The sequence below is a fragment of the Halomonas sp. TD01 genome (assembly GCF_923868895.1).
GTDB lineage: Bacteria > Pseudomonadota > Gammaproteobacteria > Pseudomonadales > Halomonadaceae > Vreelandella.
The window spans coordinates 2,303,192-2,320,599 of record NZ_OV350343.1 but is presented as its reverse complement, the minus strand read 5'-3'; the positions used below and the strand labels follow the sequence as shown (position 1 = coordinate 2,320,599).

The following is a 17,408-nucleotide window of genomic DNA, read 5'->3' as shown; positions in this document are numbered from 1 at the left end:
GAGTCTTTTTCCAAGGAGGTACTCACGTGCTCGACCGCTTTACTATGCCGTTGACCCACCGACCACTTGCCAGTATGGCTCGGTATCTCAACAACCGGCAGATTACCCCTGACCAAGTTACCTTAGTGGCCTTTTTAGTGGGTATGAGCGCGCTACCGCTATTAGCCTTTGAATATTATGTTTTGGCACTAATGGCGATTTTATTGAACCGCCTTGGCGATGGGCTGGATGGCGCACTTGCCCGGCTAAGCGGCCAGCAAAGCGATGCGGGTGGGTTTATTGATATCGGGTTGGATTTTGTCTTTTATGCCGCGGTCGTGCTGGGGTTCGCGCTGGCCAATCCTGGGCAAAATGCGCTGGCAGCCGCGGTACTGCTATTCGCATTTATCGGCACGGGAACATCGTTTTTAGCTTTTGCTATTGCGGCGAAAGCACGCAATGTTGAACGGCCAAACTTTCCACAAAAGGCATTTTACTATTTAGAGGGATTAACCGAAGGCACAGAAACCGTTATCGCGTTAGTGCTCTTCTGCTTATTTCCTCACTATTTTCCATGGTTAGCGGGGCTATTCGCAGTCGCTTGCCTAATCACGACTGCCACGCGGCTATGGGGAGGCTATTGGACTCTACGCCAGCATTAGCGACCGCCTTACAACGGTTATTTATGCAATGTGCGTTATCGAACTGACAAAGTCTAACGTTAAGCACATCGTCCTGATAGAGAAGCATTGTTTTAAGAACCGTGCTCTGCACATTCATCAGGATGTAACCCGTGACTCTTTTTTTTCAGACGCCTTTATTTCGTCGTGTGCGCCAACACAAAGCTTCTATGGCATTGTGGAGCTCCTCTGCGCCAGTACGTGAAGAGTTGTTTAGTACAGAACGGCTTGAACAGCACGCAGGTAGTTTAGCGCTGGCGCAGGTTGTGACTGCAAGCCCACCTAAAGTGGCGTCGTTAACGCGCCGCCTAAACGATAATGCACGCGTATTACTTGCCGCTTACCGCGCTTGCGCTGTCACGCTGGCAGAGGGTCGAGATGTCGTTCCCGCTGCCGCTTGGTTACTTGATAATTATCATCTTATCGAAGCACAAATTCGTGAAATACGCGGCGATCTTCCGCCGGGTTATTACCGACAGTTACCAAAGCTTGCAGAAGGTCCTTTTGCGGGCTATCCACGCGTCTTTGGTATTGCCTGGGCTTTTATTGCACATACCGATAGCAATATAGAGCTCGCTAACTTACGTACATTTATTAAAGCTTATCAGCGCGTACAGCCACTAACAATTGGAGAGTTATGGGCGGTCGCGATAACGCTTCGCATTGTATTAGTTGAAAATCTACGCCGACTTGCCGATCAGATTATTATTGAACAAACGGCGCGCGATGCAGCGGACACACTTGCGGCTAAATGGATTGCCACTGAAAATGACTCACCAACAAGAAATGACGCCTCCAACCATCATTCAACTTACAGCGACTCGGTTAACAACGAATCGGCTAATAGCGTCTCGACAAATAATTGCTCAATGGATGATGGTTCAATTGATCATCAATTCCCTTCTTTTACGTCTCAGAAAACACCACTGTCGGCGCCTTTTATCGCTCAATTAGCCAAACGTTTACGCGGCGTTAACCCTCATACCAATGCTCTTGCCTGCTGGCTTTTTGAGCAGCTTAATCGCCAGGGCGAATCTATTGATGATGTGGTGCAAAGTACCCAACAGCGCCAAGGTGCAGCGAACGTTACTGTGCGAAATATCATTACCAGTATGCGCTTTATCTCTAGCACCGATTGGGCGGAGCTTTTCGAAAGTGTCAGCTTGGTAGATGTAAAATTACGCGAACATAGCCGCTTTGCGCAGTACGATTTTTCAACACGCAATCAGTATCGCATTGCAGTGGAAGAGCTCGCCCGCGGCTCAGCCTATACCGAGTTGGAAATCGTTGATCATACGCTAACGCTATCAAGAGAAGCACTGCCACTTACCGATGATGTCCATGAGGCAGCACGAGTCGAAGACCCCGGTTATTTTTTAGTGGCGGCAGGTAGGGATACGCTAGAAAAACGTCTTAACTTTCGCCCGCCATTGAAACGGCGATTTCGCCAGCTGCTGTTGAAAAATGGCATCAATGGCTACGTCATAATGCTGACAGCGACTACCGTCGCTTTGATGGTATTGGCCGGGTGGTTGCTGTTATCAACGCATTCAGGCGAGGTGTCGTCACTTTGGTTATTGTTATTGGCAGCCCTGGGCGTACTGCCCACGATTGAGTTCGCTACGTCTATCGTCAATCGTTTCGTTATTTATAATATCGGCGCTCAGCCACTGCCTAGCCTAGATCTTTCCAAAGGTGTTCCCCCCTCTCTTCGTACGCTGGTGGCAATGCCAACGCTATTGACCAATGAAGCTGACTTACAAGAACAGCTTGATCGGCTTGAGGTGCACCACCTGGGTAGTGATGGCGGTGCTATTAGCTATGCACTCTTAACAGATGGTGTTGATGCCCAGCAGGCAGAACTAGCCACCGATGAGGCACTGTTAAGCATTTGTGAAAAACGCATTGAGGAATTAAACAAACGCTACTGTCCTGCTAGCCATGAAAAGCGCTTCTTTTTACTGCACCGCAACCGCGTCTACAACGCAGGCGAACAATGCTGGATGGGATGGGAGCGCAAACGGGGCAAGCTTCATGAGCTCAATAAACTGTTACGTGGCGCGACGAACACGACCTTCAGGTACCCACCTTCTCTGCCAAGAAATGTGCACTATATTCTTACCTTGGACGCCGATACACGCCTGCCAAGAGGAGCCGCCAGCAAACTGGTTGGCAAAATAGCCCACCCGTTAAACCACCCTCGATTTGATACGCAGCAACGGCGGGTAGTGGAAGGCTATGCAATTTTGCAACCGCGCGTCACTCAATCGATGCCTACAGGCGAAAGAGGCTCTATTTATCAACAGCTGTGCTCTTCTCCAGGCGGCATTGATCCTTATGCCGCCGCCATTTCAGATCTTTATCAAGACCTAGTGGGTGATGGCTCGTTTGCAGGGAAAGGTATTTATAATATTGATGCCTTTGAAGCATCACTAGAGGGCCGTATCGCTGAAAACAGCCTGCTAAGCCACGATATGTTTGAGGGCATTTTTGCCCGAGCAGGACTGGCATCAGATATTGAAGTCATAGAAGACTTTCCAGACCGTTATGATGTGGTGGCCAAACGCCAACATCGCTGGGTGCGAGGAGATTGGCAGTTACTCCCTTGGCTATTAACAGCCTCGTTACCGCCTTCAGGGCGCTTGAAAATACTCGGCAATTTACGCCGATCACTGCTCCCCCCGTTACTGTTAGCCTGCCTTGCGGTGAGCTGGCAACTGCCTGTCATGATGGCCATTGTCAGTAGCTTAATGGTTATTATGGTCATTAGCATACCGGTCTTACTGTCGTTAATAACGTCGTTCGCTCCGCTGCGCGCAGGCGTCAACCTTCGTTACCACTTCCAACAATGGAGGGATGAACTGACGCTGGGATTGAAACAAATTTTACTGCAAGTAATGTTTCTCCCCGACCAAGCGTGGCGGATGCTAGATGCCATTGCTAGCACCCTGACACGCGTTTTTATAACTCGCCGCCATTTACTAGAGTGGACATCGTCGGCCCAGACGATGAAATGCCCGCACCTGACCGTTTGGGGATTTTATCGGCATATGGCACCCGGTACGTTACTTGGCGTAGCCATTGCCTTCAGTGCGTTATGGTTTAACAGTAGTGTTTGGCTAGTGGTCTTGCCGATCGCACTACTATGGATAGCAGCACCTGTGCTGGCAACTTGGCTAAGTAGTACGGCTAGTATTGCGACCCAACCTCTCATAGCAGAAGAAACCGCCCTTGAGCTTCGGCTTATTGCGCATAGAACCTGGCGCTACTTTGAAACCTTTGTAACTACATCGACCAATCTACTGCCGCCGGACAATTTTCAGGAAGAGCCTCGGCCGGTTATCGCCCAGCGAACGTCACCAACCAATATGGGTCTATACCTGCTGTCGATACTTGCAGCGCGTGATTTTGGTTGGATCGGTAACCCCAACGCGCTAAGCCGTATAGAAACAACACTTGCCGTTATGCATACCCTGCCCCGCTATCGTGGTCACTTCTTTAACTGGTATGCAATCGATGATCTACGTCCGCTAAACCCCAGGTATGTGTCTACTGTCGATAGCGGCAACCTTGCTGGTCACCTCATTACCCTCGCCAACGCCTTGGAAACCTGGCAGGACACAACGTTTTCACCTGACCCTCGCCAAGCAATAGCCGATACATTGGCATTGGCGTTCGAAGCACTTAAATGTGAAGAGCTTAAATTTGAGGTACCTGAATTTGAAGAACTTAATCGCGCTTCTCAATCAATAGAAAAATCTCTGCCCACTAAACCGCTCACTGACCAGCTTGAGAAAGTCGCCACTCTCGTAAGCGCAAATAAAACGTCATCATTAGACTTGGCAGCCCTCACCAAGCAAACCAAAAAAGCACTTAGTATCGCTGGCGACCTTTTCAATGAGCATCTCGCTAGTGACGATGATAAAGATGTGCTTTTTTGGGTGGCAGCACTACACAAAACGGCTGCACAGCATAGCGGTGACCACACAAACAACACAATCGCCAACGGCACACATGTAAAGCGGCTCCAGCAACTGGCCAGTAAAGCGCGACGGCTTGCCCTCAGCATGGATTTTGCGTTTCTTCTCAACCCTGAGCGGCAGTTACTGTCGATTGGCTTCTCGCTAGATGACGTCAGTTTGGACATCAGTTGTTATGACCTGCTGGCTTCAGAGGCACGGCTGGCCAGCCTGTTTGCCATTGCCAAAGGCGATGTAGCCACCCGTCACTGGTTCCGACTTGGGCGCGCTGCCACCCCCTTAAAAGAGGGTGCGGCAATGATCTCCTGGTCAGGCTCCATGTTTGAATACCTGATGCCGTCGCTGATAATGCGCGCTCCCGCTGGCAGTCTCTTGGAGCAAACTAACCGCCTGATAGTTAAACGTCAGGAAACATACGCCGCCCAGTTTTCAGCCCCATGGGGTATTTCTGAGTCGGGGTATAACGCACGGGACATAGAGCATACTTATCAATATTCCAATTTTGGGGTGCCTGGATTAGGGCTGAAGCGTGGTCTATCGGCCGATTTAGTGGTCGCGCCGTACGCAACGGGGCTGGCGGCAATGATCGACCCGGAGGGGGCCTTCAAAAATTATCGCCGCCTTGCAGAAATGGGCGCGCTAGGACGCTATGGCTACTACGAAGCGCTAGACCTGACCCGCTCACGGCTCCCCAAAGGCGCCAAGCTGGTGATTGTGCGCAGCTATATGGCGCACCACCAAGGCATGACCATCGTCGCCATCGCTAATACGCTCCATCATGGGCAGATGCGACAACGCTTCCACCGCGAACCGATGATTCAGGCGAGCGAGCTATTGCTTCAAGAGCGGATTCCACGGGATGTGGCTATTGCTTATCCCCGTGCCGAAGAGGTGAAATCAACCGCTAGCCAAACCATCAACGAAGCACAAACCGTGCGCCGTCTATCAACCGGCGTCAACGGACCTCCGGTGACTCACCTGCTCTCAAACGGCAACTACTCTGTCATGTTGACCGCAACAGGTGGCGGCTACAGCCGATGGCACAACCTTGCCATCACTCGCTGGCAACCAGATACCACACGCGATCACTGGGGAAGCGTTATTTTTCTCCGCGATACGCGACGTCCAAGCGTTTGGAGTGCAACAGGACAATCACTGGAATCACATACCGGCACGAATAACGACGACAATCACGTGTTATTTGCTGAAGATTATGCTCGCTATGACCATCGGCACGAATCTATTGCCAGTCACTTAGACATCCTGGTGTCTGGGGAAGATGACAGCGAAGTACGCTTGCTAACACTGACCAACAATGGACGCCAAACCTGCGATATTGATGTTACGGCTTATGCAGAATTAGTACTCACCACGCCGAGTACCGACAACGCCCATCCTAGCTTTGCCAAAATGTTCGTGGTTACTGAATACCTTCCAGCATTCAATGCGCTAATCGCCACCCGTCGGCGGCGGGACCCCAGCGAAGCGCAAGTGTGGGCAGCTCACTTCGCCGTCGTGGAAGGCGATACTGTGGGAGATTTCCAATATGAAACCGACCGCGAGCAATTTATTGGCCGGGGCAACCGTATTTCCACAGCAACGGCACTTTCTGAAGGCCAGCATTTATCAGGCACGGTAGGCAGTGTTATTGACCCTATTTTTGCATCGCGCTACTGCCTGCGAATCGCACCAGGAAAAGCCGCCCGCATCGCTTACTGGACGGTTGTTGCCGGCTCACGAGAGGCGCTGATGGATCTCATTGATAAGCATCATGATGTTAGCGCCTTTGAGCGAGCAAAAATGCTCGCCTGGACTCAAGCGCAAGTGCAGCTACGCCATTTGGGCACTCAGCCAGAGGAGGCCGCAGACTTTCAGCGGCTGGCTGCCCCACTGCTCTATCCCGACGCACGCTTTAGGGCACCCCAGAAAACGATTCAAAGCGGCGCAGCTCAACAGTCACTGCTATGGCAACACGGGATCTCCGGTGATTTACCCATCGTATTGCTGCGGATTGAATCCACTGACGATTTGCCACAATTGCATCAATTACTTCGCGCCCATGAGTATTGGCGCATGAAACGTCTCGAAGTCGATGTCGTCATCATCAATGAGCGTGCTTCCTCTTATATTCAAGATCTACAGCAAGCCATTGAAGCCACGATTCTCAGCAGCCAAGCAAGACCCCGGCTTCACAGTGGCTATGCCCAGGGAACGGTTTATGCCCTACGCGCCGACTTAGCAAGCGCCCAGTCACGCGCTCAGCTTCACTCAATTGCTCGCGTGGTGCTGATAGCGCACCGAGGATCAATTGCCGATCAGCTGTCTGTTATGTTGTCTGGTCAGAACACCGCCAAGCCTCCGCTTGCCATTACTAAACGCGCCCTCCCCAGACCGTTGATAGATAAGGCTCATACTCCTCGCCAACTTAAGCGGCCAACACTTGAGTTTTTTAATGGTTGGGGCGGGTTTGCAAAGCAAGGGCGAGAGTACGTCACTATCCTAGAAGCAGGCAGCTTCACGCCAGCGCCATGGATTAATGTCATTGCCAATCAACAGTTCGGCTTTCAAGTATCGGCAGAGGGCGCTGGCTATCTATGGGCAGACAGCAGCCGAGAAAACCAGCTGACACCGTGGAGTAATGACCCCGTCATTGACCCAAGCGGAGATGCTGTTTACGTCCGAGATGAAGAGACGTTCGAGCTTTATACCGCAACGGCAAGCCCGATACGTGATTCAGGTCGCTACGTTGCGCGTCATGGCTTTGGCTATAGCCAATTTGAACATCAGAATGACGAGCTTAGCTTAGAACTGTTGCACTTTGTGCCCCTGGATGCCCCGTTGCGCATCTCACGGCTGAGACTGACTAATCATTCAAACCGGACACGTAAACTCTCTGTGACTGCTTATGCAGAGTGGGTTTTGGGCTCGTCGCGCAGCGCATCAGCTCCCTTCCTTATTACGTCGCAAGCACCAGAAAGCGGAGCGTTGTTAGTTACCAATCCATGGAATGCCGACTTCCCAGGCCGAGTGGCTTTTCTCGATATTGGCGAGCCACCTACGCAATGGACTGGCAATCGCAGTGAGTTTATCGGTTATGGCAAAAACCTGGCCGAACCGGCTGGGTTACGCTGTAAAACGCCGCTTTCTGGCACGTTAGGTGCAGGGCTAGACCCCTGCGCCGCTCTTCAGCGTCGCGTGACGCTAGCCCCAGGCGAAACAGCCGACATTATCGTGTTACTTGGTCAAGGAGGCTCCGACGACGAAACTGCAGGGCTGATTGACCGTTTTCGTGATGCTGATATTGATGCTGAGCTTGCCAGCATTCACGACCACTGGAATACGCAGCTCAATGCCATTCAGGTCAAAACACCTGATCGAGCGATGGATATCATGCTAAACGGCTGGTTGCTGTACCAAACTATCGCCTGCCGCTTAACGGCTCGCTCAGCGTTTTACCAAGCCAGCGGGGCCTACGGCTTCCGCGACCAGTTGCAAGATTGCATGGCATTGACGTTTAGCAACCCCGCCAAAACGCGTCAGCATTTGCTACGGGCGGCTTCACGCCAATTCCCTGAAGGCGATGTACAGCACTGGTGGTTGCCACACTCCGGGCAAGGCGTGCGCACGCGCATCTCTGACGACCGGGTTTGGCTGGCTTACGCCTGCGCGCGTTATATCGCAGCATCCCACGATATAACGGTGCTTGATGAGCCGGTGAGCTTTTTAGACGGCGCACTGTTGTCACCGCATGAGCACGAACACTTTTTCCAGCCAACCACCTCACTGGAAACCGCCCCACTGTTTGAACACTGCGCACGCGGACTGGATATCACCCTTTCGCAACTGGGTGAACATGGTTTGCCGCTGATAGGCGGCGGGGATTGGAATGACGGTATGAACCGCGTGGGTGCTGGGGGCAAGGGAGAGAGTGTGTGGCTAGGCTGGTTGCTGCTTAAAACACTTCATCAATTTGCGCCAATTGCCGAGCAGCGCGAGGCCCAAGCCTGCCACTCAGATGATCCTCAACGCGCTGTTCGTTGGTATGAACATGCTCAGGCGCTACGCATAGCAATTGAAAACAGCGCTTGGGATGGCCAGTGGTATCGTCGAGCGACTTACGACAACGGCATTTGGCTAGGCAGCAAACATAGCGATGCATGCCAGATCGATTCCATCGCCCAATCATGGGCGGTGCTTTCCGGCGCCAGCGACCCTGAACGATCGACGCTCGCAATGCACTCGCTGGAGCGCGAACTCATTCTGCACGATCAGCAGTTAGCGCTGCTTTTTTGGCCTCCCTTTGATCACCCTAAGCAGGATCCCGGCTATATAAGCGGCTACCCGCCTGGTATGCGCGAAAATGGTGGGCAGTATAGCCATGCTTCAATGTGGGCAATTTTGGCCTTTACCCAACTGGGTGAAGGTGACAAAGCACATCAGCTATTTACACTGCTTAACCCCATCAACCATGCCACCACCACGGAAGCGGCTACCCGCTATCGCGTTGAGCCTTATGTGGTCGCTGCTGATGTGTATTCTGTGGCACCCCATGTGGGTCGAGGAGGCTGGACATGGTATACCGGCGCCGCCGGCTGGATGTATCAAGCCGGTATGGAGGGTATTTTAGGCATTCGCCGGGAAGCGAGCTGGCTGGTAATTTATCCCTGTCTGCCAGCGAGTTGGCCGCATTTTACTACCGACATTACCCTTGCCCAATCGTACTATCATATCAGGGTGATCAATGCGCAAGATCCTCTAACAACGTCAAGCCAGGATCTATTAAGCCAACCCCTCCTAAGCCAAGCCCTCACTGCAACACTGGATGGCGTTTGCTTAGCAGAAACGGAGGTTGGTATGCCCATTCGAGTGCCCCTAGATAGTCAGCATCATCAACTAGAGATAGTTATCCGGCGATGTGCCCCTGCATCATGATGATGCCATGACTGATTATTTAATTTCTTGTATAACTTTTATGAATTTATTTCTCTATCAAGTGGGCAGCTAGGTGAGTAATTACCCTACGCGCCCCTACCAAGCAAGCGGGGATCTTTGGTTCAAATTAATTTTTTGCAACATTTCGATTTTGCGATTGAATCTCACGAAACAGTGTATTAGCCTCGAAGAGGTACAGGAGGCGTACAAAAGAACGCCGAGTTTAATACAGCACAGTATTTGTAATCGTTAGCATTCGAAACCGTTAGCATTCACAAGGAGTCGTGGCATGCAACCTAACCAGTTAAGCGATATTTCCCGAAAAGGCCTCCAACTGGCCATTCAAGAGATCAGGGAAGAAATGTTTGATACCCCAGAATGCGATTACACCATCGCCAAATTGCTAAGTCATTGCGGCCAGTTCAAAGCAGCTGAACGGCATATCGACGAAATGTTGATGAAGTGGGGTGTATCTCCAGAGGTAACTCGTCTGACCGAGCAGGCCTATACCGATCTAGTGACGTTTAGTCCTGATCGTACCGAGTCATTATCTTCTAGCGTGATAAGCCGCCGTCCCAATGCCGAAGTGGTTTCTCAAATACCGGCTATTGCTTAAGCAATAGCGACGTGCACGAAACAAAACGGCTCGCCCCTATCCCGAAGAATTATCAGCGAGGTCGCTGTTGGGAAGGGGCAAGCCGGTTAAAATTTTTAGTCTAAATTATCTAACGTCACCAGCAGATCTTGAGTTGATACGTCTACATTCCAAAAGGTGTAGCTATCATCTTCTTCATCGACTAAACGAATATCGAAGATAGGACTGTCATAACCCGTAATCGTCACCCGCTGAGTACCACCATCCACCAGCACGTCATTGCCGAGCACATCCTCTTCCCAGCTTTTCGAATCTGCAGGGCTTACGTACATATAGTAGAGGGTATAACCCGTACGATTAGTAATATCTACGTAATAGTCGGCGGCCATGACAAGCGACGAACTACACAGCATCAGCAGTGCAGCTAATAACACGTTAATGCGCATTGATAAACTCCTGGTTCTTTTTCTTTTTGAGAGAAGCAGTTGATCACATTGGAGGTGTCACAGAGAGCAAGACCTAGCGACTTGCGCAGTATATCGCTAACCACTCATTTAAGTGAGCGCTTTGAAGAGTTTTTAGCACGCTACGCCGCATCATGCTCACAGCTGGTAGAATACTGCCCCTTTCAGGCACGTCCACGGCCTATCGCCGCAACGTTTCCCCTTCTACTACCTGAGAGTCGCGCAATGATTGCCACCGTCTACACCGTGTTTCAGCCGCTTTTCCGGCTGGGCCTTATCCCGCAGATTTTAATTGGCATTGTTGCCGGGGTATTCATCGCCCTTTTCACACCGGACATTGCAGGCAATGTGGCACTGCTTGGCCAGCTATTTATTGCCGCACTGCAAGCGGTTGCCCCTATTTTGGTCTTTGTGCTGGTTACCGCTGCCATCGCCGCACACAAGCAAGGTCAACCAACGCATATTCGCCCCGTACTCATACTGTATGTGGTAGGTACATTAATCGCTGCGTTAATTGCAGTGGCGGCAAGTTTTCTTTTTCCCACCGAACTTTCATTAAATGCGGGGCAAATTGACGGCAATCCGCCTGGGGATATTTTTAGCGTTTTAAGAGACCTGTTACTAAATGCCGTGGCTAACCCGATTAGTGCGCTGATGGAGGCGAACTTTATCGCTATTCTGGCATGGGCCATTGGCCTTGGTTTATCGCTACGCCAAGCCAGCGATACCACCCGCCAAGCGTTAAGCGATTTGTCCACTGCTATCACCCGCATTGTCACACTGGTAATTCGATTGGCGCCGATTGGCATCTTTGGCTTAGTCGCGGGAACCTTGGCAGAGTCAGGGGTCGATGCATTGCTGAACTACGCTCAACTGCTGGGTGTCATTGTCGGCTGTATGCTGTTTGTTGCTCTTGTTAGCAACCCACTGCTCGTTTACTTCACTACCCGCCAGAATCCTTATCCACTTGTGTTCACCTGCCTGCGCGGCAGTGCCATCACCGCCTTTTTCACCCGTAGTTCTGCGGCGAATATTCCCGTAAATTTAGAGCTGTGCCGCCGTCTAAAGCTGGATGCCGACACCTACGCTATTTCAATTCCGCTCGGCGCGACGATCAACATGTGTGGTGCCGCTATCACCATAACAGTAATTACATTGGCGACCACCCATACGCTAGGCATTACCGTCGACTTCCCCACTGCCCTACTACTGTGCGTAGTGTCTGCACTGGCTGCCTGCGGTGTTTCAGGCGTGGCCGGTGGTTCGCTCATGCTCATTCCAATGGCCGCTAACCTGTTTGGTATTCCTACAGAAGTCGCTATGCAAGCGGTGGCGATTGGATTTGTCATCAGCGTGGTACAGGACGCGACCGAAACCGCACTTAATTCATCAACCGATGTGCTGTTCACTGCTGCCGCCTGCCGAGCCCAGCAACCCTCCGGTTCTGACCACACGTTATAACGCAACATGATTGACTTCTCGCTGTTCCTTATATAGAACGTTCTATAAAAGGAACAGCGAGATAACCGAATGGATGAGCACTCACTAAGCACCCTAGGCCAGCATTTGCAGTCTCTTCGCCAAGCGCGTGGTTGGTCGCTGTCGCATTTAGCCAATAAAGCGGGTATTGCCAAATCGAACCTATGCCGCCTTGAGCAAGGCAACGGCAATCCAACTCTGGATACTATCTGGCGGTTGGCAGTACAGCTTAACGTTCCCTTCGGCACGTTGGTTGCCCCCATTAATGTGCCTCTCGGGGAAGATGGCGTGCAGGTGCAGCTGATTGATCAGGGAAAAGGCGTGCCCCAGGTAGATGCTTACTGGATGCGTTGTGCTCCCCATACCCTGCGCCACGCTGAAGCTCATACACGGGGTACTCAAGAAACGCTGACCCTGATTAGCGGCTGGTTAGAAGTAGGTCCAGAGGGAGCCACCACAGTGCTAACGCCTGGAGAGACCAAAACGTTTCCCGCCGACCAGCCACACTGCTACCGCACCCAAGACCATGAGGCCACCCTACTACTCACCGTTACTTACGGCGAACCGGGAGATGCACCATGAACCAACTTGCCAGCCACTCGCCGTGGCGTAGCGCGCTGCAAGGCGTACGCGAAGCCATTCCCCTATTGGGTGGCTACATACCAGTGGCACTATCGTTTGGTTTAGTGGCTAGCCAAGCAGGCTTTAGCACCCTAGAAGCCACCGCTATATCCGCACTGATTTACGCCGGCGCTTCGCAGTTTCTGTTTGTGGGCATGATTGCCACCGGTGCACCGCTATGGCTGGTGGTGGCGATGACGCTGCTAATTAATGTGCGCCATGTGGTATACGGCCCTAACCTAGCCGGACTGCTACCGCGCAGCCGCCACTGGCCTTGGCTAATGCACGGCCTAACCGACCAGGTGTTTGCACTGGCCTTAACTCGGCTTCCACAACTGCCTGACGCTAAGCGTTTTAGCTGGTTTGTGGGTGCATCGTTACTGGCCTGGGGCGCATGGATTGTAGGAACGTCTGTCGGTGCCACCGCGGGTGGAGCGTTTACCGCACGTTGGCCGCTGCTGGGAGAGATCATGCCTTTCGCGCTGCCCGCGCTATTTCTAACCATGGTAGCACCACGATTCACCGATAAACGCTGGGCAGCCGCCATGGGGTGCGCCATTCTGGCCGCACTGGGCTTGACCCTCTCGGGGTGGAGTAATGTGGCTATTCCGCTCGCCGCTGCCTGCGGCGCGCTGTGCTTCTACATGGTCAAATTCCAAACACGGAGGCGCACATCATGAGTATTGAGCTATGGCTAGCCGTCGCGGTTTGCGCTATTGGCACCCTGCTGATGCGCGTGGTGCCCTTCTTGTGGATGCAGCGCCGATTGGGCAGCGACACGGGCATTAATACAATGCCCCAGTGGCTGGGTATTCTTGGGCCATTAATGATTGCCGCCGTGCTGGGGGTTTCCATTGTGCCCGTTAACCCAAACGCCATTTCCTGGCTAGCCACCGCCATTGGGCTTTCCGTCACGCTGCTGGTGTGGTGGCGGTTACGCTCTTTAGGCTGGCCAGTGGCTGCTGGCGTTACGACGTTTGGTTTAGTAGAGATAATAGCGACGCTTTAACGCGGATCCACTTTTTCCATCAAGTATTCCGCTACGGCTTGGTAGGCGGGTAGCGACGTAGGATCGTTAGCCGCATTGCCCGCTACCGGGTGCGATGCAAAGCGCACAATCACCATCTCAGCGGTGGGATCAATATAAATGGTTTGCCCATGCACGCCTCTTGCGGCAAAGGCACCATGCTCGTTATGCAGAGACCACCACATGCCACGGTAACTGCCGCCCGGTAAATAACGGTAACCCGCGGCCGCAAACGCTTCCCTGTCGCCGCCTTGTCGAATGCGCTCAACAGCCGCTGCAGGAAATAGCTGCTCACCATCCAATACGCCGTCATTGAGCACCAACTGCCCGACTCGGGCCATATCTCGAAGGCCCGCACTCAAACCGCCACCTGCGAACGGCGTACCAATGGAGTCCACGGTAAAGTAGGCATCCTGCTCCATGCCCAACCGCTGCCAAAGACGCGATGACAATAGTGACGCCACCGATTCACCCGTCGTGCGCGCGACCACCCACCCAAGTGCATCGGTATTAATCGTTTTATAGCCAAAAACCTGCCCATGCTCACCTTCCGGCTGTACCGTCGCTAAATACTCATAATAGGTGCGCGGCCCAGTGTAATCGTCTGGCTTGGGAAGCGGGCTTGCCGCCGCATTGTAGGCCCAGATTTCAGCGTTGGGATCACTGTAATCTTCGCTGTAAGCAAGGCCTGTGGTCATCTCAAGCAGCTGTTTTACAGTGGCATTACCAAAAGCACTGTCGGTTAATTCCGGCAGAATATCACCTACCAACGCCTGCTCATCTAATACGCCTTCGGCCACCAGAATTTCACCTAGTAAGCCGGTCATGGATTTAGTCACCGACATAGCGCCGTGCTGGCCCGCTTCATCTAAACAGCCTGAATAAGTCTCATACACCACCTGGCCCTGGTGAAGAATCAGCAAACCATCGGTGTAGTTTTCGTTTAGCGACGCCTGCCACGACATAGGCTCACTACCGTCAATCGGGGTGAAAGTGACGTCGTTTATCGCGTCATCTAATGCGTAGGTGAGCGACACAGGCGCGCCCAACCCACGGCTAACCTGCTTGGTAGGCAGTAGTTCGCGGAAGTGACACACCGTCCAGCGCATTTTGGGGAAGCTAAAGTAGTTGGAGTCCGGCTGGCCAATCACCCGCTCCGGCGCGGGAGGAAAACCCTGCATCCACCCTAGCCGGTTAGGGTCAGACTCTTCAGCACTTAATACCGAGGCTCTCGCCTGCTGAGCATCCGCATGAGCCATTGAGCTAAGCAGCAAAGCGGGCAATGCAAGTGGCAACATCACACTAAAACGGCGATAAAATCGTGTCATAACCAGCTCCCAGGCGTACAACGCCACACGAGCGTGGCGTGACCCTTGAGTCTAGTGAATACTAATAGAATGGGTATCGAAACTGGTTCAACGTTCTTTATGATTACATTGTCAGTTCTTGTTGTTCATATCATGACTAAATACTTGACATTGGTTTCGACCGCTTTTCTTTGCACGATACATAGCGGTATCAGCATTCTCGAGCAAACTATATTCATTTAACCCATGATCGGGATAGAAGCTGATCCCGATACTGACACTAATGCCTAGCTCATAGTGACCAACATTACATGGCATCGCTAATGCCCGAAGGATTTTTTCTGCTACCCTGGCAGCATCGGTTAGTTTTTCAATTTCGCTAAGCAACACTATAAACTCATCTCCACCCTGCCGACACACACAGTCTGTATCGCGCACGCACTCAACGAGACAAGTAGCGACGAACTGCAACAAACTGTCGCCAACAGCATGGCCAAGTGAATCATTGATGCACTTAAAATTATCGATATCTAAATATAACAGCGCGACATAATGATCGTGGCGTTTTGCTAAACGGATAGCGCGAGCAAGATGCTCTGCAAATAGAAAACGATTAGGCAGTTTGGTTAGAGCATCATAATGGGCCTGATAGGCTAGTTGCTCTGCGCGAGTTAAAGAGTGCTTGGCATCATGAAATACAATCACCGCGCCTACCGTAACACCATGGCTATCATGAATAGGAGCCGCCGAATCTTCTATTTCCAGCTGACTACCATCCTGGCGAATCAAAACGCAGTCCAGCGCCAACCCTACCGTACGATTTTCTTCTATCGCCCTTAGCGCTGGGTTAGGCGCAGGCTCGTTAGTTCGGATATTGATGAGCTTTAAGACCTGATCAATTGATTTACCAAGCGCCTCTACACTTGCCCAACCGGTCAACGCTTCAGCGACACGGTTCAGATAGGTAACTCTGGCGCTCAAATCGGTCGTCAAAACAGCATCACCGATTGAATTTAGTGTTGCTTTAGCCCACCCCCTTTCTACTTGCAGGGCATTCTCGACACTTCGCAATCGCTCATCGGCAACTTGCTCGGCATCATTTTCTGTCGTCTGGGCGTTATTGCTTTGGTGACCACCGTACAGCATGACGTTTTTATCCATGTGTAGCCGTGTCCAAGGGTAAGGTTAGCGCTGCATTCCTTGCAGCGCGCAGTGCAACATCCTGTTTAGGCATATCCGTTGCCACACTGATATTGACATTAGGCGCTAATTCAATCACTCACTGTGCGCTGGCGTACACAGTTGCAAAATACTCACAGCCCAAAAAATTACCGCTTCTACGCCTACTTAAATGAACGCTATGTGCGATAACGTACAGAGTTTATTTCCAAGCACTCTATACTTAAAAGATATGTGCCTATCAACTTGAGGTGGCCAACCCTAAAACACACAATTCGGCACCTCAAGGTGGACGACTTTTCATCAGAAGCGGCGCGTCAGTTAAGGATAAGGGGAGATTCAATGCTTGAACCACGTGATTTTCAGCAAAATGCGTTGCTTGGTTTATTGCCGGAAGATGAACTGAATCGCCTCTTGCCTCATTTTGAGGAAGTGACACTTACCCTGGGTCAATCGCTGTGTGAGTCGGGGCAACACATGCACCATGTCTATTTTCCTCTGGACTCCATCGTCTCGCTGCTGTGCGTGATGGAGAATGGTGCCTCTACGGAAATTGCCGTTGTAGGCTATGAAGGCGTGGTGGGCGTGTCGCTGTTTATGGGGGGTGAGACCACGCCCAGCCGAGCGATTGTACAGAGTGCCGGGAAAGCGATACGCCTAAAAGGCCAATTGCTCAAAAACGAATTTTACCGCGCTGGCCCCATGCAGCGACTGCTGCTGCGCTATACCCAAGCTCTGCTGACACAAATGGCGCAAACGGCAGTTTGCAATCGCCATCACAACCTCGACCAACAGCTATGCCGCTGGCTGCTGCTCAGCCTTGACCGATTGCATGGCAATGAACTGATTATGACTCAGGAGTTAATTGCCAATATGCTGGGCGTTCGTCGCGAGGGAGTCACCGAAGCGGCGGGTAAGCTGCAAAGGGCTGGCCTGATCTCCTACCACCGAGGGCATATCAACGTGCTTGACCGACTAGGCCTAGAAGAGCGAGTTTGCGAGTGCTATTCGGTCGTTAAGGACGAGTATGACCGCTTGTTAAACCACCATAACGTTATGTGAGCGACAGAAGCGAGGTCGCCACCATAATGCTAACAGTGTTAGCGAGTTATGTACGCTAGCGTGCCGACGCTTGATTCACCCAATGTTAATATGCAGATGCATC

11 protein-coding genes are annotated in these 17,408 nt (G+C 51.9%); 8 read left to right on the top strand and 3 right to left on the bottom strand.

Going from position 1 to position 17,408, the window contains the following annotated elements; genetic code table 11:
• Positions 1-26 precede the first annotated feature (26 nt).
• The 3 genes from L1X57_RS10475 to L1X57_RS10465 all read left to right on the top strand — a co-directional run bounded on the left by L1X57_RS10475 (position 27) and on the right by L1X57_RS10465 (position 10,187).
• A complete protein-coding gene (locus tag L1X57_RS10475; RefSeq protein WP_009721513.1) occupies positions 27-641 on the top strand; it encodes a CDP-alcohol phosphatidyltransferase family protein in 615 nt (204 codons plus the stop codon).
• A 131-nt stretch (positions 642-772) separates the two neighbouring features.
• Positions 773-9,571 (top strand): GH36-type glycosyl hydrolase domain-containing protein, encoded by an 8,799-nt coding sequence (locus tag L1X57_RS10470; protein ID WP_009721512.1) that lies wholly within the window; start codon positions 773-775, stop codon positions 9,569-9,571.
• 289 nt (positions 9,572-9,860) lie between these two features.
• Positions 9,861-10,187: a hypothetical protein gene (locus tag L1X57_RS10465; RefSeq protein ID WP_009721511.1), complete on the top strand. Its 327-nt coding sequence runs from the start codon at positions 9,861-9,863 to the stop codon at positions 10,185-10,187.
• Between the two features lie 95 nt (positions 10,188-10,282).
• Here the strand turns inward: L1X57_RS10465 and L1X57_RS10460 are convergent, their stop codons facing one another.
• Positions 10,283-10,612, bottom strand: a complete 330-nt coding sequence (locus tag L1X57_RS10460) for a hypothetical protein (RefSeq protein WP_009721510.1) — start codon at positions 10,610-10,612, stop codon at positions 10,283-10,285.
• Between the two features lie 243 nt (positions 10,613-10,855).
• Between L1X57_RS10460 and sstT the strand changes: the two genes are divergently transcribed.
• The 4 genes from sstT to L1X57_RS10440 all read left to right on the top strand — a co-directional run bounded on the left by sstT (position 10,856) and on the right by L1X57_RS10440 (position 13,739).
• The gene (gene sstT / locus L1X57_RS10455; protein WP_009721509.1) at positions 10,856-12,091 is read left to right on the top strand and encodes a serine/threonine transporter SstT; all 1,236 of its coding nucleotides are present in this window, start codon (positions 10,856-10,858) and stop codon (positions 12,089-12,091) included.
• A 69-nt stretch (positions 12,092-12,160) separates the two neighbouring features.
• Complete coding sequence (locus L1X57_RS10450; RefSeq protein ID WP_009721508.1) at positions 12,161-12,691, top strand: helix-turn-helix domain-containing protein; 531 nt, start codon at positions 12,161-12,163, stop codon at positions 12,689-12,691.
• Positions 12,688-13,410 (top strand): AzlC family ABC transporter permease, encoded by a 723-nt coding sequence (locus L1X57_RS10445; protein ID WP_009721507.1) that lies wholly within the window; start codon positions 12,688-12,690, stop codon positions 13,408-13,410. The genes L1X57_RS10450 and L1X57_RS10445 overlap by 4 nt, the downstream gene beginning before the upstream one ends.
• On the top strand, positions 13,407-13,739 hold the full coding sequence (locus L1X57_RS10440; protein ID WP_009721506.1) for an AzlD domain-containing protein: 333 nt from the start codon (positions 13,407-13,409) through the stop codon (positions 13,737-13,739). The genes L1X57_RS10445 and L1X57_RS10440 overlap by 4 nt, the downstream gene beginning before the upstream one ends.
• Here the strand turns inward: L1X57_RS10440 and L1X57_RS10435 are convergent.
• Positions 13,736-15,085, bottom strand: a complete 1,350-nt coding sequence (locus L1X57_RS10435; protein WP_009721505.1) for a serine hydrolase domain-containing protein — start codon at positions 15,083-15,085, stop codon at positions 13,736-13,738. The genes L1X57_RS10440 and L1X57_RS10435 overlap by 4 nt on opposite strands.
• 111 nt (positions 15,086-15,196) lie before the next feature.
• Positions 15,197-16,225: a diguanylate cyclase domain-containing protein gene (locus tag L1X57_RS10430; protein WP_009721504.1), complete on the bottom strand. Its 1,029-nt coding sequence runs from the start codon at positions 16,223-16,225 to the stop codon at positions 15,197-15,199.
• Positions 16,226-16,585: 360 nt separating this feature from the next.
• Here L1X57_RS10430 and L1X57_RS10425 point away from each other — a divergent pair, with 360 nt between their 5' ends.
• On the top strand, positions 16,586-17,305 hold the full coding sequence (locus L1X57_RS10425) for a Crp/Fnr family transcriptional regulator (protein WP_009721503.1): 720 nt from the start codon (positions 16,586-16,588) through the stop codon (positions 17,303-17,305).
• The last annotated feature ends 103 nt before the right edge of the window (positions 17,306-17,408 follow it).

What these genes read in the sequence shown, in the direction of transcription:
- L1X57_RS10450 (WP_009721508.1), top strand. Translation starts at nt 12,161, where the DNA reads ATGGATGAGCACTCACTAAGCACCCTAGGCCAGCATTTGCAGTCTCTT.
- L1X57_RS10445 (WP_009721507.1), top strand. Translation starts at nt 12,688, where the DNA reads ATGAACCAACTTGCCAGCCACTCGCCGTGGCGTAGCGCGCTGCAAGGC.
- sstT (WP_009721509.1), top strand. Translation starts at nt 10,856, where the DNA reads ATGATTGCCACCGTCTACACCGTGTTTCAGCCGCTTTTCCGGCTGGGC.
- L1X57_RS10435 (WP_009721505.1), bottom strand. Translation starts at nt 15,085, where the DNA reads ATGACACGATTTTATCGCCGTTTTAGTGTGATGTTGCCACTTGCATTG.
- L1X57_RS10430 (WP_009721504.1), bottom strand. Translation starts at nt 16,225, where the DNA reads ATGGATAAAAACGTCATGCTGTACGGTGGTCACCAAAGCAATAACGCC.
- L1X57_RS10440 (WP_009721506.1), top strand. Translation starts at nt 13,407, where the DNA reads ATGAGTATTGAGCTATGGCTAGCCGTCGCGGTTTGCGCTATTGGCACC.
- L1X57_RS10425 (WP_009721503.1), top strand. Translation starts at nt 16,586, where the DNA reads ATGCTTGAACCACGTGATTTTCAGCAAAATGCGTTGCTTGGTTTATTG.
- L1X57_RS10460 (WP_009721510.1), bottom strand. Translation starts at nt 10,612, where the DNA reads ATGCGCATTAACGTGTTATTAGCTGCACTGCTGATGCTGTGTAGTTCG.
- L1X57_RS10465 (WP_009721511.1), top strand. Translation starts at nt 9,861, where the DNA reads ATGCAACCTAACCAGTTAAGCGATATTTCCCGAAAAGGCCTCCAACTG.